The 26436-nt window shown below is 70.9% G+C and carries 11 protein-coding genes and 1 pseudogene; 7 read left to right on the top strand and 5 right to left on the bottom strand.

Going from position 1 to position 26436, the window contains the following annotated elements; all coding sequences use genetic code 11:
• The 5 genes and pseudogenes from ACWCPW_RS27605 to ACWCPW_RS27585 form a co-directional block, all read right to left on the bottom strand.
• Nucleotides 1-289: pseudogene (locus tag ACWCPW_RS27605) on the bottom strand (ketoacyl-ACP synthase III); the annotation flags it as partial.
• Nucleotides 286-534, bottom strand: coding sequence for a phosphopantetheine-binding protein (locus tag ACWCPW_RS27600; protein ID WP_449764289.1), 249 nt, complete (start codon nt 532-534; stop codon nt 286-288). The pseudogene ACWCPW_RS27605 and the gene ACWCPW_RS27600, both read right to left, overlap by 4 nt.
• Nucleotides 535-634: 100 nt before the next feature.
• Nucleotides 635-883, bottom strand: coding sequence for a biotin/lipoyl-containing protein (locus tag ACWCPW_RS27595; RefSeq protein ID WP_406293667.1), 249 nt, complete (start codon nt 881-883; stop codon nt 635-637).
• Nucleotides 880-1860, bottom strand: a complete 981-nt coding sequence (locus tag ACWCPW_RS27590; protein WP_449764288.1) for an alpha-ketoacid dehydrogenase subunit beta — start codon at nt 1858-1860, stop codon at nt 880-882. The genes ACWCPW_RS27595 and ACWCPW_RS27590 overlap by 4 nt, the downstream gene beginning before the upstream one ends.
• On the bottom strand, nt 1860-2699 hold the full coding sequence (locus tag ACWCPW_RS27585; RefSeq protein ID WP_449764287.1) for a thiamine pyrophosphate-dependent dehydrogenase E1 component subunit alpha: 840 nt from the start codon (nt 2697-2699) through the stop codon (nt 1860-1862). Before ACWCPW_RS27585 ends, ACWCPW_RS27590 begins: the two co-directional genes overlap by 1 nt.
• 633 nt (nt 2700-3332) lie before the next feature.
• On the opposite strand from ACWCPW_RS27585, the gene ACWCPW_RS27580 reads away from it, so the two are divergent.
• From ACWCPW_RS27580 to ACWCPW_RS27550, 7 genes are all read left to right on the top strand, one after another.
• Nucleotides 3333-3548 (top strand): MbtH family protein, encoded by a 216-nt coding sequence (locus ACWCPW_RS27580; RefSeq protein ID WP_406293661.1) that lies wholly within the window; start codon nt 3333-3335, stop codon nt 3546-3548.
• A gap of 75 nt (nt 3549-3623) precedes the next feature.
• Complete coding sequence (locus ACWCPW_RS27575) at nt 3624-5210, top strand: amino acid adenylation domain-containing protein (protein ID WP_449764286.1); 1587 nt, start codon at nt 3624-3626, stop codon at nt 5208-5210.
• Between the two features lie 34 nt (nt 5211-5244).
• Nucleotides 5245-5475 carry an acyl carrier protein gene (locus ACWCPW_RS27570; RefSeq protein WP_449764285.1) on the top strand — a complete coding sequence of 77 codons (231 nt, stop codon included), beginning with the start codon at nt 5245-5247 and terminating at the stop codon, nt 5473-5475.
• A 275-nt stretch (nt 5476-5750) separates the two neighbouring features.
• The gene (locus ACWCPW_RS27565) at nt 5751-6938 is read left to right on the top strand and encodes an NAD(P)/FAD-dependent oxidoreductase (protein WP_449764284.1); all 1188 of its coding nucleotides are present in this window, start codon (nt 5751-5753) and stop codon (nt 6936-6938) included.
• A 43-nt stretch (nt 6939-6981) separates the two neighbouring features.
• A complete protein-coding gene (locus ACWCPW_RS27560; RefSeq protein WP_449764283.1) occupies nt 6982-14754 on the top strand; it encodes an amino acid adenylation domain-containing protein in 7773 nt (2590 codons plus the stop codon).
• Nucleotides 14755-14759: 5 nt separating this feature from the next.
• Nucleotides 14760-22511, top strand: a complete 7752-nt coding sequence (locus tag ACWCPW_RS27555; protein ID WP_449764282.1) for an amino acid adenylation domain-containing protein — start codon at nt 14760-14762, stop codon at nt 22509-22511.
• Nucleotides 22512-22515: 4 nt separating this feature from the next.
• Nucleotides 22516-26367, top strand: a complete 3852-nt coding sequence (locus ACWCPW_RS27550; RefSeq protein ID WP_449764281.1) for a non-ribosomal peptide synthetase — start codon at nt 22516-22518, stop codon at nt 26365-26367.
• Nucleotides 26368-26436: the final 69 nt, after the last annotated feature.

Genomic DNA, 26436 nt, shown 5'->3' with positions numbered 1-26436 from the left:
CGACGAGCTGCGCCACCTTCTGCGCGATGCCGGGTACGCGCTGCCGCGTCGAGGTGCTCACCACGATCAGCGCGCCGATCGAGGAGGGGGCGGGCATCCTGGACACGATCGGCGCGCACGCCTCCGCCGCCACGTCCGCGAGCGGGGCCTCGTCCGGCAGCCAGGAGCGGGACGCGATGCCGCTGCGGCGCCGGATCCACTCGTCGGTGAGACCGATCGACGCGAAGTGGTCGTTGTCGATCCTGCGGCCCGGCTTCGCGGTGGCGATGTCGACGATGCCCGCGTTCATCCCCGGTTCGCCAGCTTCACGAAATAGGCGCTGAAGTCCTCCAGGAAGGCGAAGCCCGCGGTCTCCTTCAGGTCGCCCTTGACCTGGAGCTCGCTCTCCAACTGCTGGTGCAGTTCGACCAGGTCGAGGGAGTCGAGGTCGAGATCGGCGACCGGCCGGGCCAGGTCGTCGGGGCCCAACGCCGGGTCGCGCTCGCGCAGTTTGGCCAGCATGGTCTCCGCGATACGGCTTTCGATGACGCTCATGGGTCCTCTCCGTTCAGGTGACCGGATCCTTGGATCCGGGGCGTGTTCCAGGGGCGTGGGAGGCCGGTGCCGCGACATCGGCCGCGGCACCGGGCGTGTCCTAGCCGGCCGCCAACCGATACAGCACGTCGCCGGATTTGAGGATCGTGCCGACCGTCGCGGAGTGGGCCGTGACCCGTCCGCCGCGCTCCGCCTCGATCTCCGTGCTCGCCTTGTCGGTCTCGACGACCGCGATGACATCCCCCCGCTCGACCCGGTCGCCGACACCGGCGACCCACTCGATCAGCAGGGCCTCGCCGAGGCCGTGCCCGAATTCGGGAACCTGCATGTCCTCGGAGGAGTCGCTCACTTCGTCATCACCAGCACCTCGTCCTTGATCTCCTGCACACCGATCAGATAGTCCATCTCGAAGTCCGCCGGGGGATGGATGCGGCGATCGGGCGCCAGCCGGCGCACCGGGGCCAGCAGCGTGTGGAAGCCGTGCTCGGCCACCGACGCGGCGATCTCGGCGCCGATGCCGACGTCCTTGGTCGCCTCGTGCACGATGAGCAGCCGCCCGGTGCGGGCGACGGACGCCAGGACCGTGGCCATGTCGATCGGGGCGACCCAGCGCAGGTCGATCACCTCGACGTCGACGTCGGGGGCGAGCGCGTGCGCCGCCTCCAGCACCTCGTGGGTGATCGCGCCGAACGTGGCGATGGTCAGGTCCGTGCCACGCCGTACCACCCGGGCCGCGGTCGGCGCCCTCGCCGGCTCGGGGTCCCGGGCGGGCGTGTCCCGCCGCCAGTACAGGCGGATCGGCTCGTACATCACCACGGGCGAACCGAGCGTCACCGCGTACCGCAGGATCTGGTCGGCGTCCTCGCCCGTGGAGGGGCACGCCACCGAGATGCCCGGGAAGTGGGCGAAGAGCGCCTCGTTGGACTCGCCGTGGTGCTCGACGCTCCGGAACCCGCTGCCGGTGGGGATCCGCACCACCAGACTCGGGTTCACCTGCCCGTTCCACCGGTGGCCGATCCGGGCCGCCTGGGTCACCAATTGGTTCACCGCGGGGAAGACGAAGCCGTCGAACTGGATCTCGCAGACCGGCACCAGCCCGCTCATGGCCATGCCGACGGCCTGGCCGACGATGGTGGACTCGGCCAGCAGCGAGTCGCGTACCCGATCCTCGCCGAAGCGTTCGTGCAGACCCCGGGTCACCCGGAAGACGCCGCCCAGGCGTCCGATGTCCTCGCCGAGCAGCAGCAGGCGCGGATCCTGTTCGAGCAGGTCGGCGAGGGTCGCGTTGATCGACTCCGCCAGGCCGGCGGACCGTACGGTGCCCATTACGTGTACTCCTTTATCAACCGCTCGCACAGCTCCCGCACTTCCGCGTCGACGGCGTCGAGCCACGCGGTGTCCACCAGGCCCAGGCCGCTCAGCCGGTCCCGGTAGGCGGACACCGGGTCCGCGGCCTTGGCCCGCGCGATGTCCTCGCGGGTGCGGTACGCCTCCTGGGCGTCGGAGGTCGTGTGACCGCGGATGCGCCCCACCTCGATCTCGACGAGATAGGGCGCCCGCTCGCCGCGGATGTGGGTGGCGGCCCGGGAACAGGCGGAGAAGACGGTTTCCGGGTCCCCGCCCGAAAGCCGGACGGACTCGATCCCGAAACCCCGGGCGCGCTCGGCCACCGAGGTGCGCATCTGCTCCTCGGCCGGTTTCGAGATGGCCCAGCCGTTGTTCTGGCAGACGAACAGCACGGACGCCGACTCGACGGCGGCGAGGTTCATCGCCTCCGACATGTCGCCCTCGCTGGTGGCGCCGTCGCCGACGTACACGACGACGAAGTCCTCCCGCTCCTGCAACCGTTGCGCGATCGAGTAGCCGACGCCGTGCAGCGTCTGCGCCGCCAGGACCACGGTGGCGGGGAAGTACCGCGTCCGGAGCGCGTCCCATCCACAGAAGGTGCGCCCGGCCCACTGCGCGAGCAACTCGTCCGGTGTCACGCCGCGGATGAGGGCGACCGCGTGCTCGCGGTAGGTGGGAAAGACGGCCGCGGCCGGGCCCACGGCGAGCGCGGAGCCCACCTGTGCGGCCTCCTGCCCCTGGCAGGACGGCCAGAGGATCAGCGCGCCCTGTTTCTGGAGTCGGTGGGCCTCCTCGTCGATGCCTCTCGCCACCAGCATGTGGCGCAGCAGCGACCGTCGTGTGTCGTCGTCTGGGGCTGTTTCGTACTCGGATTCTGACTTCAAGACCATTGATCACCAGTCGCAGGTTCGTCGATGAGGTTTGTGTCGAACACCGTCGCGCAGTGGCGACCGCGCTCGGGGTGGGGCCTTTCCGACGTTTCTCCACTCGGGAGACCAGGCCTCGGCGGGCCGCGCGAGTCGGTAATCGACTGCGCGCTCTCGATCGCCCAGGCGGGAGGGGATTGGCTGAACCCGAATTCGAGCAGGCCCGTCCACGGGCCGACGCTCGGTCATGGTGGCACAGAATTCGGTGCGGTACAGGTCCGGACGGATGACCGTGAGATGAGCGATCATCCGGCATTGTGGCGTCGGCGGTCGAGTCCTACGGTGTGGTGTCGGCAGGCCGAGTCGGCTGCGGATGCCGGGTGTCCTGTCGACAGGACGACACCGCACGGTGCACCCGCGCCCGGCCCCGGCGATGTGCAATTCCCAGTCGCCTCATGGTGGTCGGGGGTCGCCCGGACCCCGGCGAATTGCAATCCTGAGTTGCCCCGAGATGCTCGGCGGTCGCTCGGTCCTGGTGTTTCCAATCCCGAGTCGTGTCGTGACGATTTGATAAGGACGGTGCCGGTGAGTACAAACCCCTTCGACGACGAGGACGGCCGTTTCCACGTCGTGGTCAACGACGAGGAACAGCACTCCCTGTGGCCGGTGTTCGCGGAGGTTCCCGCGGGCTGGCGCGTGGTCTTCGGCGAGGCGGCCAGGGCCGACTGCCTGGAGTACGTCGAGCGGAACTGGACCGACATGCGCCCGAAGAGCCTGCAGGAGGCCATGGCGGCGGACTGACGGCTTGCGGACTGATCGAGTCCGTCCGATCGAGTCCGTCGAGGAGACGCCCACCCGTCACATCGGAGTCAGTTGATGATCCTTCAGGGAAAGCGGGTGGCCCTGCCCTCGGCACCCGTCGTCCACACACAGTTCGAGGCTCACGCGAAGGCCACCCCCGACGCCGTCGCCGTCTTCTGCGCCGGACGGCAGGTGACGTACGCGGAACTGGACGCCCGGGCCAACCGGTTCGCGCACTTCCTCATCGCGCGCGGACACGGCCGGGGCGCGAAGGTCGGCGTCTGCCTCGACTACTCGATCGATATCGTCGTCGCCATCCTCGGCACGCTGAAGGCGGGCGCGGCCTACGTGCCGCTCGACCCGGCCTATCCGGCGGCGAGGCTGCGACTGCTGCTGGGGCAGGTCCCCGACCTCGCCTTGATCACGGCCTCCCCGGTGACGGCCGAACTGGTCGAGTCCGCGTCCGTGGAGGTCGTCGTCCTGGAGGAGTTGTCCGCGCACCTGGACACGCTCCCGACCACCGGCCCCGACGTCCCGGTCACCGGGGACGACGTGTGCTACGCGGTCTTCACGTCCGGATCCACCGGTACGCCGAAACTGACCGCCGTGCGCCACGAGGGCTGGTTCAACCTGCTGAACTGGCTGATGCTCGAGTACGGCCTGCACCGCGGGTCGCACAACCTGGTCGTCAGCGCGTTCGGGTTCGACCTCTCGCAACGCAGCCTGATGATGCCGTTGTTCTGCGGCGCCACCCAGTACCTGATGGCGAGCCGGAACTTCGACGCCGCGATGGCCTACGGCATGCTGAAGCGGCACGAGATCCGCACGGTGCACTGCGCCTCCAGCACGCTGTACCTGCTGGTGGACTGGGAGACCGCGCGCAAAGGCGAGGCGCTCACCCGGCTGGACTACGTGCTCTTCGGCGGCGAGCCGCTGCACGCGGAACGGCTCACCGACTGGGCGCGGCGCGAGGGGAACACGTGCACCCTCCTGCACCAGTACGGCGTCGCCGAGTGCACGGATGTCGCGTCGTCGTACGACCTCGCCGACTACCGGCCCGGGGAACACGACATCGCGCCGGTCGGCAGGCCGGCCTACAACACCGACCTCCACCTGCTCGACGAGCGCATGCGCGGTGTCGCGGTGGGGGAGTACGGCGAGATCTGCATCTCCGGGACCAGCGTCGGCGCGGGATACCTCGACGGCACGGGGCCCGAATCCGAGCGGTTCACGACGATCGTGGTCGACGGCGAGCCGCGCAGGCTGTACCGCACGGGCGACCGAGGCCACGTGAACGAGGACGGCGACCTCGTCGTCGCCGGCCGGATGGACGCGCAGGTCAAGGTGCGGGGCATGCGCATCGATCCCACCGACATCGAGCGCGCGCTCGGCAGGCTGGCCGGAGTCACGCAGGCCGCCGTGGTGACCAGGTACACCGACGCCGGCGAGGCCGAACTGATCGCGTTCATCGTCCCGTCGGGGGACGATCTCGCCGAGAACGACGTGCGCGCCGGCCTGCTGGAGACGTTGCCGCGGAACATGGTGCCGGCCGGGTTCATCAACATCCCGCGGATTCCGCTCAGTCCGCACGGCAAGGTGGACCGGGCGGCGCTGGTCGACGCGTGCCGGAACCGGTACGCCGACAGCGGCACCTCGGCATAGTCGACGGACCTTGATGACAACCGAGAGGACTGTGATGATTGCCGAGCGAGTACGCGCCATCTGGTGCCGGGAACTTCAGCGCGACGACATATCCGTCGACGACAACTTCTTTGCCCTGGGCGGTCAGTCCGTGATTATGGCCAGGATTCAGGGCGCTTTCATCGAGGAGCTGGACATCGAGGTCCCGGCGGACCGGATGTACCTCAATCCGACGGTGGCGTCGATTTCCGCGTACATCGAATCCATGGGTGCGGTGGCCCAGTAGCTTCAGGCGACTTCACCGGGACGGGCGGGCGGGAACGGCCGGTTCCCGGTGACCGTTCCTCGGGACCGATTACCTGGGACCGATTACATGGGACCGATTACCTGGGGCCGATACGGCGCCGGGTGTATTTCTCCCGCCGGTTCGGAACGGTGGGCATCACATTCGTGTTCGGCGGTGGCCGGTTCGGCCGCCGCATCAACGGTGTGCTCGGGCAAGGCGACAATTCCGACTGCGGCCGCGTCGGGATCCATAAACCACTTGGCAAGAGAGGCGCCATGTACGACGTAATTGTCATAGGTGCCCGTTGTGCGGGTTCGCCGGCGGCCATGTTGTTCGCGCAGCAGGGATATCGCGTCCTGCTCCTGGAGAAAGCGCGTTTCCCGCAGGACACACTGTCCTCGCACTACATCCACCAGCCGGGCGTGGCGTTGCTCGGCCGGTGGGGGTTGCTCGACAAGCTCCGCGACACGGGCTGCACGCCGATCAACCAGGAGAGCTACCAGGGGCCCGGCGTCCGGCTGGACGGCTTCTCCCTGCCGGTCGACGGCTACCGGACGACGTACGCGCCCAGGCGGTTCGTGCTCGACCCGATCCTCGCGGACGGTGCCGTGGCGGCCGGTGTGGAGTTTCGCGAATCCTGCGCGGTCACCGACCTGGTGTTCGAGGACGACCGGGTCGTCGGAGTGCGGTACAGCACGCCCGGCGGCGCCGAGGCGACGGATCGGGCGCGGCTGGTCGTCGGCGCGGACGGCATGCGATCGCTGGTGGCCCGCAAGGTCGGTGCGCCGAACGTCGTCGAGCACCCGCGGATGAGCTGCGTCTACTACAGCTACTGGGCCGGGGTCCCCGCGGGCTTCGAGCTGTACGAGCGCCCGGGGCGCTGGATCGCCACTCTCCCCACCAACGACGATCTCACGCTGATCATGACCTACTTCCCGCAGGACGAGTTCACCAAGGTCCGCACCGCGGTGGAACCCGCGTACCTGGAAGCCGTCCGCTCGACGAGCCCTGAACTGTCCGAGCGCATGTCGGCGGGCAAGCGCGTGGAGCAGATGTACGGCACAGGGCACCAGGAGAACTACTTCCGCAAGGCCTACGGGCCCGGGTGGGTGCTGCTCGGTGACGCGGTGCACCACAAGGACTCCATCACGGCCCGCGGCATCACCGACGCCTTCATCCAGGCGCAGTCGCTCACCGACCGCATCGGGGAGCGGCTGCACGACGAGACCGCGCTCAAGGCGGCGCTGCGGCGCTACGAGAACGACCTGACCGACAACTTCCTCAACCTCTACCAGGGCGTGCTCAACGTGGCCGAGCTCAAGCCCGAGGGGCGCACGGAGATGTTGCGGAAACTGGTCGGTCACCAGGAGTTGATCGACCGGTACTTCTCGACGGTGTCGGGCGCGTGCACCTTGGACGACTTCTACAACGCCGACCTCTTGACGGTGCTCGATCAGAACTGAGTGGCGGATTGCTTCCCGGTAGTTCTGCCGATTTGGAGACACAATGATCCCGTTGTCGTTCGCGCAGCGTCGGCTGTGGTTCGTGGACCGGTTCGAAGGCCCGTCGCCGACCTACAACGGCGCTTTCGCCCTGCGGCTGACCGGTGAGCTGAGCGTGGGTGCGCTGGAGTCGGCGCTTCGCGATGTCATCGACAGACACGAGGTCCTGCGCACGGTGATCGTCGAGGACGACGACGGGGTCCCGTACCAGCAGGTGCTGCCCTTCGATCGCAAGCCGTTCGACCTGCCGGTGGTCGAGGTCGCCGAGGAGGAGCGGGCGGCGGCGGTCGAGGAGATGGCCGGCGAGTGCTTCGACCTGGCCGCCGACATGCCGATCCGGGCCAAGTTGGTGCGGTGCGGACCGCGCGAGCACACCCTGGTGCTGGTGGCACACCACATCGCCGTGGACGGCGAGTCCTTCGGGCCGCTGTTCCGCGACTTCACCACGGCCTTCGCGGCCCGCCGACAGGGCAGGGCTCCGGCGTGGGAGCCGCTGCCGGTGCAGTACGCGGACTACACGCTGTGGCAGCGCGACCTGCTCGGCGACGAGTCCGACCCGGACAGCCTGGCGGCCCGGCAACTGGAGTACTGGCGCGAGAACCTGGCCGATCTGGCCCAGCCGCTGGCGATACCCACCGATCGTCCGCGCCCGAAGGCGATGAGCAGCCGCGGCGACGTGGTGCACTTCTCGATCGACGCCGACCTGCTCCGGTCGGTGGAGAAGCTGGCCGCGCAGGCGGACACCACGATCTCGATGGTCATGCACTCCGCGCTGGCGGTGCTCCTGCACCACCTCGGCTGCGGCGACGACGTGCCCATCGGCGCACCGATCGCGGGTCGCACCGACGAGGAACTGCGGGACCTCGTGGGCTTCTTCGTCAACACCTGGGTGCTGCGCGTCGACCTCTCCGGGAACCCGACCTTCGGCGAACTGCTCCAGCGGGTGCGGGACCGGGCCCTGGCCGCGTACGACAACCAGGACATGCCGTTCGAGCGGCTGGTGGAACTGCTGAACCCGGACCGGTCCACCGCCTACCGGCCGTTCTTCCAGGTGATGCTCTCCTGGCAGCCGCCCGTGCCGGACCTGGAACTGCCGGGCCTTCGGGTGCGGGCCGAGAAGCTCGAGACCAACACGGCCAAGTTCGACCTGTTCTTCGACATGCTCCCGAACGGCTCGGGCGAGGCGGACTGCCGGCTGGAGTACGGAACCGACCTGTTCGACCGGGACACGGCCGAGGGCATCGCGAACCGGTTCGTGCGGGTGCTGGGCCGGCTGGTGGCCGACGCGGGGAGCAGGATCGGCGGCCTCGACGTGCTCGACGAGGCCGAGCGGGACCGGGTGCTCGTCCGGTTCAACGACACCGCCACGGAGGTGTCCGAGCTGACGATCCCGGAGCTGTTCGAAAACCGGGTGGCCGGCACGCCGGACACCCCGGCGATCGTGTGCGACGACCGGACGCTGACCTATCGGGAGCTCGACGACCGGGCGAACGCCGTCGCGTGGGAGCTGATCCGGCGCGGCGCCGGCCCGGAAGACCTGGTGGTGCTGGCGTTGCCGCGCACCGAGGACCTGGTGGTCGGCCTGCTCGGGATCCTCAAGTCCGGCGCCGGGTACCTGCCGATGGACCCGCAGTACCTCGGCGGGCGGGCGGCGAGCGTGCTGTCCGAAGCGGCTCCGCGATTCGCGGTCACCGACACCCGGACGTGGCGGGACCTGCCGCGCGACGACATCTCGACGATCGACCTGGACCACCGCGCGGACTGGGACTCGCCCGAGGGGGCGCCGGACGACACGGGGCGGATCTCGCCGTTGGCTCCGGACAACCTGGCCTACGTCATGTACACCTCCGGCTCCACGGGCAAGCCCAAGGGTGCCGCGATCACCCACCGCAGTGTCGTCAACGGCGTGCGGGAACTGGTGCGCGTGCTGGACGCGCCGCCCGGTTGGCGGATGCTCGCGGGCACCTCGGTGAACTTCGACGTCTCGGTCTTCGAGCTGCTTTCCACGCTGTCCACCGGCGGCACGGTCGAGGTGGTCCCGAACGCCCTGGTGCTCGGCGAGCGGGACACCTGGGCCGGCGACGTGATCAGCGCGGTCCCCTCGGTGCTCGGGGAACTGGTCGGCCACCTGGGAAAGACGACCGGCGTCAATACCGTCGTCTTCGCGGGTGACGTGCTCCCGGCCCGACTGGTGCGGCAGGTGCGCGAGGCGCTGCCGGGCGTGCAGATCGTGAACTCCTACGGGCAGAGCGAGAGCTTCTACGCCACCACGTTCTCCCTCGCGGCGTCCGAGGAATGGGCGGAGAGCGAGGTCGCACCGATCGGCACCCCGCTGGGGAACATGCGCGCCTACGTGCTGGGCCCGGGACTGGTTCCGGTGCCGCAGGGCGTGATCGGCGAGCTGTACGTGGTGGGCACCTGCCTCGGTCGCGGCTACCACGGCCGCCCGGGCCAAACCGCCGAGCGGTTCGTGGCGAACCCGTTCGGCCCCGCCGGCGAGCGGATGTACCGCACCGGCGACCTGGCCCGCTGGAACGCGCAGGGGCAACTGGAGTGCGTCGGCCGCAGCGACGGCCAGGTGAAGGTGCGCGGCTTCCGGATCGAGACGGCCGAGGTCGAAGCGGCGTGCGAGGCGCACCCCGGAATCAGCCAGGCGGTGGTGGTCAGCCGGGAGGTGCCCTCCGGCGGGCGGCGGCTCGTCGCGTACGTGGTGCACACCGGCGGGGAGGCAGTCGGTGACGACGGCGCCGGCGGCATCGGCGACGTGGACGTGCAGTCCGGCGCCTCGGCCGCCGAACTGCGCAGGTTCGTCGCGGCCCGACTGCCCGACTACATGGTGCCGTCGGCCTTCGTGGTGCTGGGCCGCATGCCCTACGGGCCGACCGGCAAACTGGACCGGTCGGCGCTGCCCGAACCGGAGTTCGTGGGAGAGACCTACCAGGAGCCGCGCACCGAGGCCGAGGCGATCATCGCCGCGGCCTACGCGGACGTGCTCGGTGTGGAACGGGTCGGCATCGACGACGACTTCTTCGCGGTGGGCGGGGACAGCCTGCGCTCGATCCAGGTGGTGGCCCGGGCCCGGGCCCGGGGCCTGGAGCTGACCACGCGGGAGATCTTCGAGTGCCGCACGGCGGCCCGGCTGGCCGAGGTGGCCTCCGTTCGCGGGGACCGGATGCCCGTGCTCGCCGAGGACGAGGGCGGCGGCGTCGGCCCGATGCCGTTGCAGCCGGTGGCGCGCCAGGTGTTCGAGCACGGCGGCGGCACGAACCGGTTCGCCATGGCGCTGGCGCTGGAGTTGCCCCCGGACATCGACGCGGACGCATTGGCCGCGACGCTGGACGCGGTGCTCGACCGGCACGACCTGCTGCGCGCACACCTGGTGCGCGGCGACGAACCCTTTCTCGTCGCGCGTGAACCGGGAACCGTGCGGGCGGCGGACCTGATCCGCCGGATTCCGTGCGACGGTCGGTGGGAGGACCCGTCCCTGCTCGACCTGGCGAAGACGGAACTGGACGAGGCGACCGGGCGACTGGACCCGGAAGCCGGGAGCATGGCGGAATTCGTCTGGTTCGCCGCGGACTCGGGCGCGGGACGGCTGCTCGTGGTGCTGCACCACCTGGTGGTGGACGGCGTCTCCTGGCGGATCCTGATGTCGGACCTCGCCGAGGCGTGGCAGCAGGTCCGTTCCGGCCGCACGCCCGAGCTGCCCGCGGTGGGGACGTCGGCCCGCCGCTGGGCGGCGGCGCTGCAGGCCGAGGCGCTCGCCCCGGAGCGGGAAGCGGAACTCGCATTCTGGCGGGACATGCTCGCCGCGCCGAACCCCCCGCTGGGCGCCCGGGCGTTCGATCCGGCGGTGGATGTGATGTCCACGCTCGACACCGTGCGGGTGCACCTGCCCGCCGACGTCACCGAGGCGGTGTTGACCAGGCTGCCCGCGGCGTTCAACGGCACCGGGACGGACGTGCTGCTCGCCGCGCTCGCCCTGGCGGTGAACCGGTGGCGCGGCGCGGACCGCTCGACCCTGATCCGGCTGGAGGGGCACGGCCGCGAGGAGGCCGTCGTTCCCGGGGCCGACCTGTCCCGGACCGTCGGGTGGTTCACCAGCATGTACCCCGCCCGGGTCGACGTGCGCGGCGTGGACCCGGCCGACGCGCTCGCCGGCGGCCCCGCGGCCGGGCAGGCGATCAAGCTGGTCAAGGAGCAACTGCGGGCGATCCCGGACAAGGGCCTGGGCTACGGACTGCTGCGCCGACTGAACCCGGAGACCGCCGGGCAACTCGCCGAACTCCCGGTGCCGCAGCTCGGGTTCAACTACCTCGGCCGGATCTCCGACGCCGACGTGCCCGAACACCTGCGCGCGCACGGATGGGGACCGGCGTCCTGGTCCGCCGAGCTGATCCCGGCGCCCGACCCGGACCTGCCCGCGCTGTCCGCGCTGGAGGTCAACGCGGTCGTCACGGACACCGCCGAGGGCACCCGGTTGCAGGCGGTCTTCATGTTCCCCACCGGGGTGTTGTCCCGCGAGCGCACCGCCGAACTGGCGGACCTGTGGGTCGAGGTGCTGCACGGCATGGCCCGCTACGCCGCGCGCCCGGAGATCGGCGGGCTGACGCCCTCGGACACCTCGCTGGTCTCGGTGCGGCAGGACGAGATCGAGACCTGGGAGGAGCGCTACGGCCGGCTGGCCGAGGTGTGGCCGATGCCCCCGTCGCAGTCCGGCATCCTGTTCCAGGCGGCACTCGCCGACGGCTCCTTCGACGTCTACCACATGCAGTTCGTGCTGCACCTGTCCGGGCACGTGGACCCGGCGCGCATGCGGTCGGCCGGGCAGGCACTGCTCGACCGGTATCCGAATCTGCGCTCCGCGTTCCTGACCGGAGTCGGTGGCGATCCGGTGCAGGTCGTGCCGGAACGCGTCGCCATGCCGTGGCGGCACATCGATCTGACCGGTCGCGGCGAAGCCGAACAGGACGCGGCGCTGGACGCGTTCCTGGCCGAGGACCGGGCCGACCAACTCGATCCCCTGCGCCCACCGCTGATCCGCGTGGCCCTGCTCACCTGCGGGCCGCAGCGGGCGAAACTCGTCATCACCGCGCACCACGCCCTGTTCGACGGCTGGTCGTCGCCGCTGGTGATCACGGATCTGATCCGGCTGTACTCCGGGGCCCGCGACCTCGCCCCGGTCCGCAGCTATGGCGACTACCTGGCCTGGCTGACCGCGCAGGACCGGGAGGCCTCGGCCGCCCGATGGGCCGCCGAGCTCGCCGGATTCGACCAGCCGACCCTGGTGGCCCCGAACACCCCCTTCCAGGAGGCGGCGTCCGCGCTGGGGCGGGTCGAGGTACCGCTGTCGATCGACAAGGGACGCGAACTCGCCCGGCGCGCCGCGGAACTCGGGGTCACGCTGAACACGCTCCTGCAGGCCGCGTGGGCGATCCTGCTCGCGAAGCTGACCGGACAGCGGGATGTGGTGTTCGGCGCCGCCGTCAACGGTCGTCCGGCGGACCTGCTCGGTTCGGACGAGATGGTCGGCCTGTTCATCAACACCCTGCCGATCAGGGTGTTCTGCCGACCGGACGACAGCGTGGCCCGGGTCGTCACCGAGCTGCAGCAGCGACAGACCGCGCTGCTCGACCACAACTACCACGGGCTGGCCGACATCCAGCGCGGCGTCGGGCTGCCCGCCCTGTTCGACACGATCGTCGTGTTCCAGTCCTATCCGATCGACCGCGAGGGCATGGTCGAGGCGAACACCTCGGCAGGCTTCACGATCGACGCCATCCGGCCGTTCGCGGGCTCGCACTACCCGCTCACCCTCAACGCCTCCGACCCCTACCTGCGGCTCTCCCTCGACTACCAGAACAACCTGTACGACCGCGACGCGGCAGAAACGATCGCCGCCCGGCTCGTGCGAGTGCTGGAGCAGGTGCTCGCCGACCCGAGCGCGCCGGTGGGCGCCCTCGAGGTGCTGGTGGAGGACGAACGGGACCGGCTGGTGCGCCGGGTCAACGACACGGCGCATCCGGTGGCCGCGGACACGCTGCCGGACGCGTTCGAGGCGCAGGTGGCGCGCGACCCCGACCGGGTGGCACTGATCGGCGAGCACGAGACGCTGACCTACCGGGAGTTCAACCGGCGTGCCAATCAACTGGCGCACTGGCTGGTGGTGCAGGGCGCCGGCCCGGAACGGCCGGTCGCGGTGCGGATCCCTCGCTCCGTGGATCTGATGGTGGCGATCTACGCGGTGGTCAAGGCGGGGGCGGCCTACCTGCCGGTGGACGTCGACCTGCCCGAGGACCGGGTACGGCATGTGCTGGACAGCGCGAAGCCGCTGCTGGTGCTCGACGGGGCGCTCCCGGACGTGTCCGGATACCCGGTGGTGAATCCGGAGCGGGTGCTGACGCCGGACAACGCCGCGTACGTCATCTACACCTCCGGGTCCACCGGTGGTCCCAAGGGTGTGCAGGTGTCGCACCGGTCGATCACGAACCGGTTGAAGTGGGGTCTGGCGCACTTCGACGTCGGCGTCGAGGACCGGGTGCTGCTCAGCACGTCGGCGAGCTTCGACGTGTCGGTGCCCGAGCTGTTCGCCCCCCTGCAGGTCGGGGCGGCCGTGGTGATCGCGCGACCGGACGGGCGCCGCGATCCGGCGTACCTGGCCGAATTGATCCGCCGGGAGCGGGTCACCGGCGCGGACTTCGTGCCCTCCCTGCTGGAGGCGTTCGTCGCCGAACCCTCGGCCAAGCAGTGCACGAGTCTGCGCTGGATCGAGGTCGCCGGCGAGGCGTTCCCGGCCGCGCTGGCGAACCGGGTCGTCGAACTGCTGCCGGATTGCGGCGTGCACAACCTCTACGGCCCCACCGAGGCGGCGGTCGAGGTCACCGCGTGGCAGCACGTGCCCGGTGCGGACCGGGTGCCGATCGGCGCACCGGTGTGGAACACCCGGGTGTACGTGCTGGACGCGGCGCTGCGCCCGGTCCCGCCCGGGGTCGCCGGTGAGCTGTACCTGGCCGGTGCCGGGCTCGCCCGGGGCTACCTCGGGCAGCCGGACCTGACCGCGAACCGCTTCGTCGCCTGTCCGTACGGGGCACCGGGGACCCGGATGTACCGCACCGGGGACCTGGTGCGGTGGAACGCGGACGACCAGGTCGAGTACATCGGCCGCACCGACTTCCAGGTCAAGGTCCGCGGCTTCCGGATCGAGCTGAGCGAGGTGGAGGCGGCGCTGACCGCGCACCCGGACGTCGAGCACGCGGTGGTCGTGGTGCGCGAGGAACGCGCCGGCGACCAGCGGCTGGTCGCGTACGTGGTGCCGGGCAGCGGCAAGGCGCAAGCGGCGGACCTGGACATCGCCGCCCTGACGGAGCTGGCCCGGGAGCGGTTGCCGGAATACATGGTCCCTTCGGCGATCGTGCCGCTCGCCGAGTTCCCCGTGACACCGAGCGGGAAGCTCGACCGCAAGGCGCTCCCCGCACCCGACCGGGTCGAAGCCGCGACCGGACGAGGGCCGCGCAACCACACCGAGGAAGTGCTCTGCCGGCTGTTCGCCGAGCTGCTCGATGTGCCGGAGGTCGGCATCGACGTCGACTTCTTCGCGCACGGTGGGCATTCGCTGCTGGCCACCCGGCTGACCGGGCGCATCCGCAGCGAGCTCAACGTCGACGTGAAGGTCACCACGGTGTTCCGCAATCCGACCGTCGCCCAGTTGGCGGTCGGGCTGGAGAAGCTCGCCACGTCGAAACGCCCCCAGCTGCGACAGATGAAGGTGCAGGAGTAACGCCGATGATCCCGTTGTCCTTCGCCCAGCGTCGGCTGTGGTTCCTCCATCGTCTGGAAGGCCCGTCCGCGACCTACAACATCCCGTTCGTGCTGCGCCTGGAGGGCGCACTGGACACGGCGGCCCTGGCCGCGGCGGTGACGGACGTGCTCACCCGGCACGAGAGTCTGCGCACCTTGATCGTGGAGGACGCGGACGGCACGCCGGAGCAGCGGATCCTGGCTGCGGCGGAGGCGGTGCTTCCGGTCCCGGTGGTCGACACGACCGCGGACGCGGTGGACGCCGCGCTGCACGAACTCGCGTGCGAGGGGTTCGACCTGGCCGCGGGGCTGCCCCTGCGGGCGACCGTCTTCCGGGTCGCTCCGCGCGAGCACGTGCTGGTGTTCGTGTTCCACCACATCGCCGCGGACGGGTCGTCGATGGCGCCGTTCCTGCGCGACCTGGTGTCGGCGTACTCGGCCCGCAGGCAGGGGAGCGCGCCGGACTGGGAACCGCTTCCGGTGCAGTACAAGGACTACACGCTGTGGCAGCAGCAGCTGCTGGGCGACGAAGCCGACCCGGAGAGCCTCGCCGCAGCTCAACTGGACTACTGGCGGCAGGAATTGGCCGGGGTTCCGCAGCCGGTGCAGTTGCCGCTGGACCGACCCCGGCCGACGGTCGCCGGCCACCGCGGCGGCCATGTCTCCTTCGAGCTGGAACCCGAGGTGCTCGCCGGGATCGGGAAGCTGGCCGCGGATCGCGGGGCCACGGCGCCGATGGTGGCCCAGGCCGCGCTGGCGGTGCTGCTGCAGAAGCTGGGCGGCGGTACGGACGTGACGATCGGCAGCCCGATCGAGGGACGCACCGACGATGCCCTGGCCGATCTGATCGGGTTCTTCATCAACACCTGGGTGCTGCGCGCCGACCTGTCGGGGAGCCCGTCGTTCGGCGAACTGCTGGACCAGGTGCGGGACAAGTCGCTCGCCGCGTACGACAACCAGGACGTCCCGTTCGAGCGACTGGTGGAACTGCTCAACCTGGAACGCTCCACCGCCTACCAGCCGCTGTTCCAGGTGATGCTGGCGTGGCAGTTCCTGTGGCCGCCGATCGAGCTGCCGGGGCTGCGGGCCACTCCCGTCCCGCTGGGCACCGACACCGCGAAGTTCGACCTGTACGTCAACATCGTCCCGGACGCGTCCGGGCGCGCGCACGGACGACTCGAGTACGCGACGGAACTGTTCGACCATGCCACGGCTGTCGACATCGTCGACCGATTCGTGCGCATCCTGGAGCAGGTGGCCGCCGATCGGGGGGTGGGCGTCGCAGACCTCGACGTGCTCGGCGAGGACGAGCGCGGGTGGTTGCTGCGCACGGTGAACGACACCGTCGAGCCGACGCTCGAGCCGGGCCTGGTGGAGACGGTGGCCCGGTGGGCACACGCGACCCCGGACGCGGTCGCCGTCGTCGGCGAGGAGAGCTCGCTCACCTACGAGGAGTTGCACACACGGGCCAACCGGATCGCGCACTGGCTGATCGACCGCGGGGTGCGGCCGGAGTCGTCGGTGGCCGTGCGGCTGCCCCGGTCCGCGGATCTGGTGGTCGCGCTGCTGGCGGTGGCGAAGGCGGGTGCCGCCTACATCCCGATCGACCCGGACCACCCGGGTTCGCGGATCGACTACATCCTTGAGGACTCCCGCCCGGCGCTCGTGCTCGACGCCGACGCGTGGGCCGGTGCGGATTGTTCCGGGTATCCGGACTCGGCACCGGCCGTGCGCGTGTCGCCGGAGAACACCGCGTACGTCATCTACACCTCGGGTTCGACGGGGAACCCGAAGGGCGTGGCGGTCTCCCGCGGCGCGCTGGCGAACTTCCTGGCCACGATGAGCCGGCGGGTCCCGCTGTCGACGGCGGACCGGTGGCTCGCGGTGACCACGATCTCGTTCGACATCGCGGCACTCGAGCTGTACCTGCCGTTGATCTCCGGAGCGGCGGTGGTGCTCGCGGGGAAGGACACCGTTTCCGATCCGTCGGCCGTCGTGGCGATGCTGCGCCGCCACGCGGTCACCGTCGTGCAGGCGACTCCGGCGTTCTGGCAGATGCTGGCGACGCACGAGCCGACCGCCGCGCGGGGTCTGCGGATTCTGGTCGGCGGTGAGGCGTTGCCGGCCCGGCTGGCCCAGACGCTCGTCGCCGAGGCCGCCGAAGTGTCGAATGTGTACGGTCCGACCGAGACGACGATCTGGTCGACCATGGCACCCGTCGAGGCCGGGGCGGGCGTGGCGATCGGGGCGCCGATCGGGAACACCCGGGTGTACGTGCTCGACTCCGCGCTGGGGCCGGTCCCGCGTGGGGTGCAGGGCGAGTTGTACATCGCCGGCGACGGGTTGGCCCGGGGCTATTTCGGTCGCCCCGAGTCGACCTCGGAGCGGTTCGTGGCCTGCCCGTTCGGTCCCGTCGGCGCGCGGATGTATCGCACCGGCGACCTGGTGCGGTGGAGCAGGGACGGTCGGCTGGAGTACGTCGGACGGACCGATTTCCAGGTGAAGATCCGGGGGTTCCGGATCGAGCCGGGGGAGATCGAGCATGTGCTCGCCGGGCACCCCGAAGTGGCCCGGGCGGTGGTCGTGGTGCGTGAGGACCGGCAGGACGACAAGCGCCTGGTCGGCTATGTGGTGCCCAAGGCGGACGCCGCGCTCGCCGATGCCGGCGCCGGGGCGGATGAGCGGGACCCGACCCCCGATCAGGCGATCGCCGCGCTGCTCGCCGAGTTGCCCGAGTACCTGCGCGAGCGCCTGCCGGACTACATGGTGCCCTCCGCGCTGGTGCCGCTGGCGGAGATCCCGTTGACGCCGAACGCGAAACTGGACCGGCGGGCGCTGCCGGCGCCGGACTACGCGCAGGTGTCGACCGGCCGCGCGCCGCGCGACCGGCGCGAGGAGACCTTGTGCGCGCTGCTGGCCGAAGTGCTCGGCCTGGAGAGCGTGGGCATCGACGACGACTACTTCGCCCTGGGCGGGGACAGCATTCGTTCCGTCCAGGTCGTCGCGCGGTCCAAGGCCCGCGGCATGGCGGTCAGCGTGCGGGAGATCTTCGAGTACCGCACGGTTGCCCGACTCGCGGCACTGGTGGCCGAGCGGGAGGGCGAGCGGGACGAGGAGGGTTCGGCCCTGGCCGAGTTGCCGGGGGGTGGCGTCGGCTGGGCCCCGCTGCCGCCGATGGCGGCGCACGTTCTCGCACTGGGCGGCGGCATCGGTCGGTTCTGCATGTCCGGCATGGTGACCCTGCCGGAGGGCATCGACCGGGAGGGGCTGCTCGCCACGGTGGGCGCCGTGCTGGATCGGCACGACGTGCTGCGGTCCCGGCTCGATCGCACACCGCCCGGCCTGTGGATCGAGCCGCCCGGCGGCGTCGACGTCGGCGCGCTGCTGCGCGAGGTCGCCGGCGGCGACGCCGATGTGCGGGCCGAACTGGACGCGGCCGCGGACCGGTTGGACCCGGACGCGGGTGTCATGGCGCAGTTCGTGTGGTTCACCGCCGGCGACCCCGGTGCGGACCGGCTCTTGATCGTGCTGCACCATCTGGTCGTCGACGGGGTGTCGTGGCGGATCCTGGTCCCGGACCTGGCATCCGCCTGGCAGCGGGTGCGCGCCGGCCGCACCCCGGAACCGGCACCGGCGGGCACCTCGTTGCGCCGGTGGGCGCATGCCCTGGTCGACGAGGCGGCCGCTCCGGAGCGCAGGGCCGAACTGCCCGTGTGGCAGCGGATCCTGCGCGCGGACGAGCCGGTGTTGGGCGCCCGGGAGCTGGATCGCGCGCGGGATGTCGCGGCCACCGTGGACACCGTGCGGGTCCGGGTGCCGGCGGATGTCACCAAGACCCTGACGACCACGGTGCCCGCGCTGTTCCGCGGCAGGGCGGACGACGGGCTGTTGGCCGGGCTGGCGCTGGCGCTGGCCCGCCGGCACCTGATCCGGGGCGGGTCCGGGTCGGGATTCTCGGCGCTGGTGCGGGTGGAAGGGCACGGCCGGGAGGAGCATGTGGTGCCCGGCGCGGACCTGTCCGGCACGATCGGCTGGTTCACCTCGTCGTTCCCGGTGCGGCTGGACCTGGCCGGGATCGATGTGGCGGACGCGTTCGCCGGTGGTCCGGCCGCCGGCCGGGCGATCAAGGCGGTCAAGGAGCAGATGCGGGCGGTGCCGGACAACGGCATCGGCTACGGCCTGCTCCGCAGGCTCAACCACGACACCGCCGCCGCGCTGGCCGGCGAACGGGAACCGCAGATCGGTTTCAACTACCTCGGCCGGACCTCCGACGCGGATCTTCCCGCGGACCCGCGCGGCCCGGGCTGGGCCTTCGACGGCACGCACCGGGACCTGATCGCCGCGCCGGACCCGGACATGCCGGTGTTGTCGGCCCTGGAGATCAACGCGGTGGTCACGCCCACCGTCGACGGTGACGAGCTGACCGCCTATTTCGGCTTCCCCACCGGTGTGCTCTCCCGCGAGGAGGTGACCGAGCTGGCCGGGCTGTGGCTCCAGGCGTCGACCGCGCTGGCCGGGCACGCCGAGACCCCCGACGCGGGCGGGCTGACCCCGACCGACGCGCCTTTGGTCGAGGTGCGTCAGGAGGAGATCGACACCTGGGAGGCCCGGTTCGGCAGGCTGACCGAGATATGGCCGACCACCCCGGCGCAGTCCGGGATCCTGTTCCATACGGCGCTGGCCGGGACGTCGTTCGACGCCTACCACATGCAGTTGGTGTTCCATCTCTCCGGCGAGGTCGACCCGGAACGCATGCGCCGGGCCGGGCAGGCACTGTCGGAGCGCCACACCGGCCTGCGCGCGGCGTTCGTCGACCGGGCCGACGGCGACGTCGTGCAGGTGGTGCCGGCGGCCGGGGTGACCGTGCCCTGGCAATACCTCGACCTGACCGCGGCCGGCGAGGCGGAGCGGACCGAGGCGTTCGAGCGCTTCCTCGCCGAAGACCGGGCGGCCCACTTCGACATGGGCACCCCGCCGCTGATGCGGCTGGCACTGGTCGTCCCCGAGCCCGGTCGGGCCGAACTCGTGCTGACCGCGCACCACGTGCTGTTCGACGGCTGGTCCACACCGCTGCTGATGCGCGACCTGCTGCTGCTCTACGCGGCCGACGGCGACCCGGCCGGTCTGCCCGACACGCGCGGCTATGGCGAGTTCCTGGCCTGGCGCGTCCGGCAGGACCGGGACGAGGCGGCACGGGCGTGGGCCGCCGAGCTCGCCGGGGTCGAGGAGCCGACGCTGCTGGCTCCCGGCTCCGAGGGCGCGGACCCCGAGGGCGTCGACCAGGTCGACGTCGCGCTCTTGCCCGACGAGGCGCGCGAACTGGGCCGGTGCGCGGCCGAACTGGGCGTCACCGTGAACACCCTGGTGCAGGGTGCCTGGGCGCTGCTGCTCGGCGGGCTCACCGGCCGCCGGGACGTGCTGTTCGGCGCCACCGTCTCCGGGCGCCCGTCCGCGGTGCCGGACGTCGACTCGATGGTCGGGATGTTCATCAACACCATTCCGGTCCGCGTCGAGTACGCACCCGGCGACACCCTCGCCGAGGTCCTCACCCGGTTGCAGAGCCGGCAGGCCGATCTGCTGGAGCACCACCACCACGGGCTCACGGAGATTCAGCGCTCCGTCGGCCTGTCGTCGCTGTTCGACACGCTGGTCGTCTTCGAGTCGTACCCGATCGACCGGGACGGCCTCGCCGCCGCGGCCGACGCCGCGGACGGGATCGCCTTCACCGGTTTCCGCCCGTCCTCGGCCACCAACTATCCGCTGGCCCTGATGGCGGCGGCCGACCCGCACCTCCAGCTCACCCTCCAGTACGCGACGGGTGTCTTCGAGCGGGACACGGTGGAGGTCTACGCGGCCCGCCTCGTCCGCGTGCTGCGGCAGTTGGCGGCCGACCCCCGGTCGGTGGTCGCCCGGGTCGACATCCTGGAGCGGGCCGAACGCGATCGAATTCTCACGCAGTCCAACGACACCGCGGTGCCCACTCCGGACGTCACCATCCACGGGCTCGTCCAGGCACAGGCGGCGCGGACCCCGGACGAGGTCGCCGTCATCGCCGAGGGCGAGTCGCTCACCTACCGCGAGGTGAACGCCCGGGCCGATCGCCTCGCGCGCGAACTGGCCGATCGCGGAGTGGGCCCGGAGTCGGTGGTCGCGGTGTCGCTGCCGCGATCGGCGGACCTGGTGGTCGGCCTGCTCGCGATCCTGAAGGCGGGCGGCGCCTATCTGCCGGTCGACCCCAAGTACCCCGGCCATCGCCTCCAGGCCATCCTCGAGGCGGCGCGACCGTGCCTGGTCCTGACGCACTCCGCGACGGTCGCGGTGCTGCCGGCGCACCACGCCCCGGACGTCCTGCTCGACACGCTCGACCTGTCCGACGTCGGCTGCGACCAGCAACGGCCCACCCACGCACAGCAGTTGGCGTACGTGATGTACACCTCCGGCTCCACGGGCAGGCCCAAGGGGGTCGCCATCACGCACGCGAACGTGGTCAACGGCGTGTTGCGGCTGGCCTCCCGCGTGGGCATGGAGCCGGGCAAGCGGCTCCTGGCGGGCACCTCGATCAACTTCGACGTCTCGGTGTTCGAGATCTTCACGACCCTCGCCGGCGGCGGAGTCGTCGAAGTGGTCCGGGACGTCCTGGTCCTGGGCGAACGCGAGGGTTGGCGTGGCAGCGTCATCTCCACCGTGCCGTCCGCGTTCGCCGAACTCGTCGACGGGATCGCCGAGCGCACCGCCGTGGAGACGATCGTCTTCGCGGGCGAGGCCCTGCCCGCCTCGCTCGTCGACAAGACTCGGGCCGCCTTCCCGGGCGTCCGGGTCGTCAACGCCTACGGGCAGAGCGAGTCGTTCTACGCCACCACCTTCACCGTCCCCGGCGACCCGCCGGACCGGGCGGGCAGCGCGCCGATCGGCACTCCGCTCGGCAACATGCGGACCTACGTCCTGGGCCCGGGCCTGGCCCCGGTGCCGCCGGGGACGGTCGGCGAGCTGTACGTGGGCGGGAACGTGGGCCGCGGCTACCACGGCCGCGCCGAACTCACCGCCGAGCGCTTCGTCGCCGACCCGTTCGGTCCGTCCGGCTCGCGGATGTACCGCACCGGTGACCTGGCCCGCCGGAACGCCGAGGGGCACCTGGAGTACGTGGGCCGCGGGGACGCGCAGGTCAAGGTGCGCGGCTTCCGGATCGAACCCGCCGAGGTCGAGGCCGCGCTGACCGCGCACCCCGAACTCGCCCAGGCCGCCGTCGTCGCCCGGGGGAGCGGCATCGGCAAGCGGCTCATCGCCTACGTGGTGCCGTCGGGCGAGACCGACGCCGAGGAGATCCGCCGGTTCGCCGCAGAGCGGCTGCCCGAGTTCATGGTGCCGGCCGCGTTCATGCTCCTGGACCGGCTGCCGCTGATGCCCAACGGCAAGCTGGACCGCGCCGCGCTGCCCGAGCCGGAGTACACCGGCACCGCCTACCGCGCGCCCCGTACCCCCCGCGAGGAGGCGCTGGCCGCGCTGTTCGGCGAGGTGCTCGGCGTGGACCGGGTCGGCATCGACGACAGCTTCTTCGCGCTCGGTGGGCACTCCCTGCTCGCCACCCGGCTGATCAGCCGCGTCCGGGCCGAGATGGGGATCGAGATACCCATCCGCAAGATCTTCGACCTGCCGACGGTGGCCGCGCTCGCACCGTGGTCGGAGCAACCGGCCGCTCCCCGTCGCCCCAGTCTGCGCAGGATGATCGTAGAGGAGTGAAGCAATGATTCCGTTGTCGTTCGGACAACGTCGCTACTGGTTTCTGCACCAACTGGAGGGCGGGGAGACCTGGAACATGTCGGCGGCGTTCCGGCTGACCGGGTCGCTGGACCAGGCCGCCCTCGTCGCGGCGATCCACGACGTGGTCGACCGGCACGAGATCCTGCGCACCACGTACGTCACGGACGACGACGGTGAGCCGCATCAGCGGATCCTGCCGGTGGCTCAGGCGCTGGCACAGCTTCGGCTGCCGGTGGTCGAGGTGGCGCCCGAGGAGGTGTCCGGCGCGGTCGACGAGGCGGTGGCGCACGGGTTCGACCTGGCGACCGAAATCCCCATTCGGGCGAACCTGTTCCGCTGCTCGCCACAAGAGCACGTACTGGTGATGGTGATCCACCACATCGCCACGGACGGCAGCTCCGGCGCGCCGCTGGCCCGGGACCTGGCCGCGGCCTACACCGCCCGCCTGGACGGTCGGGCGCCGGGGTGGGAGCCGCTGCCCGTGCAGTACAAGGACTACACGCTGTGGCAGCGCGAGGTGCTCGGCGACGTGGCCGACCCGGACAGTCTCGCCGCGGCGCAGATCGAGTACTGGCGCGAGGAGTTGGCCGGGGCGCCGCAGCCGCTGAACCTGCCGCTGGACCGCCCGCGATCGGTGGAGGTCAGTACGCAGGGCGACGCGGTGGGCTTCGCGGTGACACCGGAGGTGGCGGCCGGGTTGGAGAAGCTGGCCGCCGAGCGCGGGACGACCATGTCGATGGTCCTGCAGGCCGCGCTGGCCGTGCTGCTGAGCAAGCTCGGCGGCGGCGACGACGTGCCCATCGCCACCCCGATCGCCGGCCGAACCGACGAAGCGCTGGGGGAGTTGATCGGGTGCTTCGTCAACAACCTGGTGCTGCGCGTGGACCTCGCCGGTGACCCGTCGTTCACCGACCTGCTCACCCGGGTGCGGAACAAGGCGCTGGCGGCCTACGAGCACCAGGACCTGCCCTTCGACGTGCTGGTCGAGACGCTCAACCCGGACCGCTCCGCGGCGTATCGGCCGCTGTTCCAGGTGATGTGCGGTTGGCAGAACTACGAGCGGCCGACCCTGGGACTTCCCGGCCTGGAGGTGGAGTTCCAGCAGGCCCTCACCTCGAAGACCATGGTCGACCTGTACTTCAGCATGACCATGGACGAATCGGGGACGCTGCACGGCGACATCCAGTACGGGGCCCAGCTGTTCGACCGGGACACGGTCGAGGCCATGGCCGCCCGGTTCACGCGTGTCCTGGAACAGGTGGCCGCCGACCCGGCCGTGTGCGTCGGGGACGTCGACGTGCTCGCGGCGGGCGAGCGGGAGCGGCTGTTGGTGGAGGTGAACGACACCGCCGAGCCGACCCTGGAGTCGGGGCTGGTGGAGGCGGTGCGCAGGCAGGTGGAGGCGACGCCGGCGGCACTTGCCGTGATCACCGAGGAGGAGTCGCTCACCTACCGGGAGTTGGACGCGCGCTCGAACAGGCTGGCGCACTGGTTGGTCGAACGCGGTGTGCGGGCCGAGTCGCTGGTGGCCGTGTGCCTGCCCCGGACGGTGAACCTGATGGTGGCGCTGCTGGCGGTGCTGAAGGCCGGCGGAGCCTATGTCCCGGTGGATCCGGACCATCCGCGTTCGCGGATCGACGACGTGCTCGAGCAGGCGGATCCGTTGCTGGTGCTCGATGCCGACGCGCTGGCCGGTGCGGATTGCTCGGGCTATCCGGACTCGGCGCCCGAGGTGATCGTCCGGCCGGAGAACACCCAGTACGTCATCTACACGTCGGGGTCGACGGGGACCCCGAAGGGAGTGGCGATCCCGCGCGGCGCGGTGGCGAACTTCATCGCCACCACGCAGCGGCGGTTCCCGCTGTCGTCCGCGGACCGCATGTTGTTCAGCACGACGGTGTCGTTCGACATGGCGAACACCGAGCTGTACCTCCCGTTCGTCTCCGGCGCGACGATGGTGATGGCCGGGAAGGACACCGTCACCGATCCGTCGGCCGTGGTGGCCTTCATCCGCCGGCACGAGGTCACCGTGGTGCAGGCCACGCCCGCGTTCTGGCAGATGTTGCTGACGCACGAGCCGCACGCCGCGAAGGGTCTGCGGATCATCACCGGCGCGGAGGCGGTGCCGGTGCGGCTGGCCGAGACGCTCGCGGATCAGGCCGCCGAGGTGGGCAACTGGTACGGCCCGACCGAGACGACGACGTGGTCGACCATGGCACCGGTGAAGGCCGGGGCGGGCGTGGCGATCGGGTCGCCGGTCGGGAACACCCGGGTGTACCTGCTCGACGCGCGGTTGTGCCCGGTTCCGCGCGGAGTGCAGGGCGAGCTGTTCATCGCCGGGGCCGGGATGGCCCGCGGGTACCAGGGCCGGCCGGACCTGACCGCGGAGCGGTTCCTGCCCTGCCCGTTCGGCCCCGCCGGTGAGCGGATGTACCGCACCGGGGACCTGGCGCGGTGGAACCGCAACGGTCAGCTCGAGTACATCGCGCGCACCGATCTCCAGGTGAAGATCCGGGGATTCAGGATCGAACTGGGTGAGATCGAGCATGTGCTGGCCGGGCATCCCGGGGTGGCGCAGGCGGCGGTGGTGGTGCGCGCGAACCAGGAGGGCGACAAGCGGATCGTGGGCTACGTGGTGCCCGCCGCCGCGCCGGTCGAGGCCGGCCACGCGGTGGACGGGGAGCGCCGGGTCCTCGACGACGCGTCGACCGGTGCGCTGCCGGCCGAACTGACGGAGTACCTGCGTGGGTGCCTCCCGGACTACATGGTGCCGTCCTCGGTGATCGTGCTGTCGGAGATTCCGCTGACGCCGAACGGCAAGCTCGACCGACGGGCACTGCCGGAGGAGCACACGAACACCGCGGCCGGCCAGGGGCCGCGGGACGTCAACGAAGAGAAGTTGTGCGCCCTCTTCGCCGAGTTGCTGGGCCGGGAGGGGATCGGGATCAACGACGACTTCTTCACGCTCGGCGGGCACTCGCTCCTGGCCACTCGACTCAGCGTCCGCATCCGCAAGGACTTCGACGTCGACATCCCGCTCAGGACGATCATCAAGTACCCCACCGTGGCCGAGTTGGCCTCGCTGGTGCTCATCGGCGGCATCCCGATGGACAACGCCGACCCGTTCGCGGTCGTGCTGCCGTTGAACACCGATCCCGGCACCGGGAAGGAGCCCCTGTGGTTCTTCCACGGGGGAGGCGGGCTGGGCTGGGCGTACTTCAGCTTCGTGACGCACGTGCGGGACCGGCCGGCCTACGCCCTGCAGTCCCGCGGCTCCGACGGCGTGGACAAGCTGGCGGGGTCCGTGGAGGAGATGGTCGACGACTACATCGACGAGATGCTGAAGATCCAGCCGGAAGGGCCCTTCCACCTCATCGGCTGGTCCTACGGCGGGACCCTGGTGCCGGCCGTCGCGGCGGGGCTCGACCGACGTGGGCACGAGGTCGCCCTCGCGGCCGTCCTGGACTCCCAGCCGGGAGGACACGGGTTCACCGAGATCCACGCCGGCAAGACCCTGTCGGACTACCGGGCGGAACTCGAGGAATTCTTCGGCCAGTACGTCGGCACCGACAACCGGCAGGAGTTCCTCGACACCATGTCGAAGGTCCTGGCCAACAACACGTCGCACATCATGGAATTCGAATCGCCGGTCTACCGCGGCGATGTGCTGTTCTTCAGCGCGACGCTCAAGGACGACTTGTACGCGCACCTGTGGCGGCCGTACGTCCTCGGTGACATCGAGGTGCACGACGTGCGCGCCACGCACCACGAAATGAACATGCCCGCGCCCGTGGCCGAGGTCATGGAGGTCATCAACCGCAAGCTGGCGAAATGACCGGACATCGATCTCCCGGAGCCGGTTCAACGAACCATCGAATGCGTGATTGGGGTTGGTCGGGGTGAC

It is taken from the genome of Embleya sp. NPDC001921 (assembly GCF_053594475.1).
The sequence above is the reverse complement of the archived record's forward strand: the minus strand, read 5'-3'. Positions and strand labels throughout refer to the sequence as shown.

Excerpts from the sequence above, each read along its gene's own strand:
- ACWCPW_RS27600 (WP_449764289.1), bottom strand. The coding sequence starts at position 534 with ATGAGCGTCATCGAAAGCCGTATCGCGGAGACCATGCTGGCCAAACTG.
- ACWCPW_RS27590 (WP_449764288.1), bottom strand. The coding sequence starts at position 1,860 with ATGGGCACCGTACGGTCCGCCGGCCTGGCGGAGTCGATCAACGCGACC.
- ACWCPW_RS27585 (WP_449764287.1), bottom strand. The coding sequence starts at position 2,699 with ATGCTGGTGGCGAGAGGCATCGACGAGGAGGCCCACCGACTCCAGAAA.
- ACWCPW_RS27575 (WP_449764286.1), top strand. The coding sequence starts at position 3,624 with ATGATCCTTCAGGGAAAGCGGGTGGCCCTGCCCTCGGCACCCGTCGTC.
- ACWCPW_RS27570 (WP_449764285.1), top strand. The coding sequence starts at position 5,245 with ATGATTGCCGAGCGAGTACGCGCCATCTGGTGCCGGGAACTTCAGCGC.
- ACWCPW_RS27565 (WP_449764284.1), top strand. The coding sequence starts at position 5,751 with ATGTACGACGTAATTGTCATAGGTGCCCGTTGTGCGGGTTCGCCGGCG.
- ACWCPW_RS27560 (WP_449764283.1), top strand. The coding sequence starts at position 6,982 with ATGATCCCGTTGTCGTTCGCGCAGCGTCGGCTGTGGTTCGTGGACCGG.
- ACWCPW_RS27555 (WP_449764282.1), top strand. The coding sequence starts at position 14,760 with ATGATCCCGTTGTCCTTCGCCCAGCGTCGGCTGTGGTTCCTCCATCGT.
- ACWCPW_RS27550 (WP_449764281.1), top strand. The coding sequence starts at position 22,516 with ATGATTCCGTTGTCGTTCGGACAACGTCGCTACTGGTTTCTGCACCAA.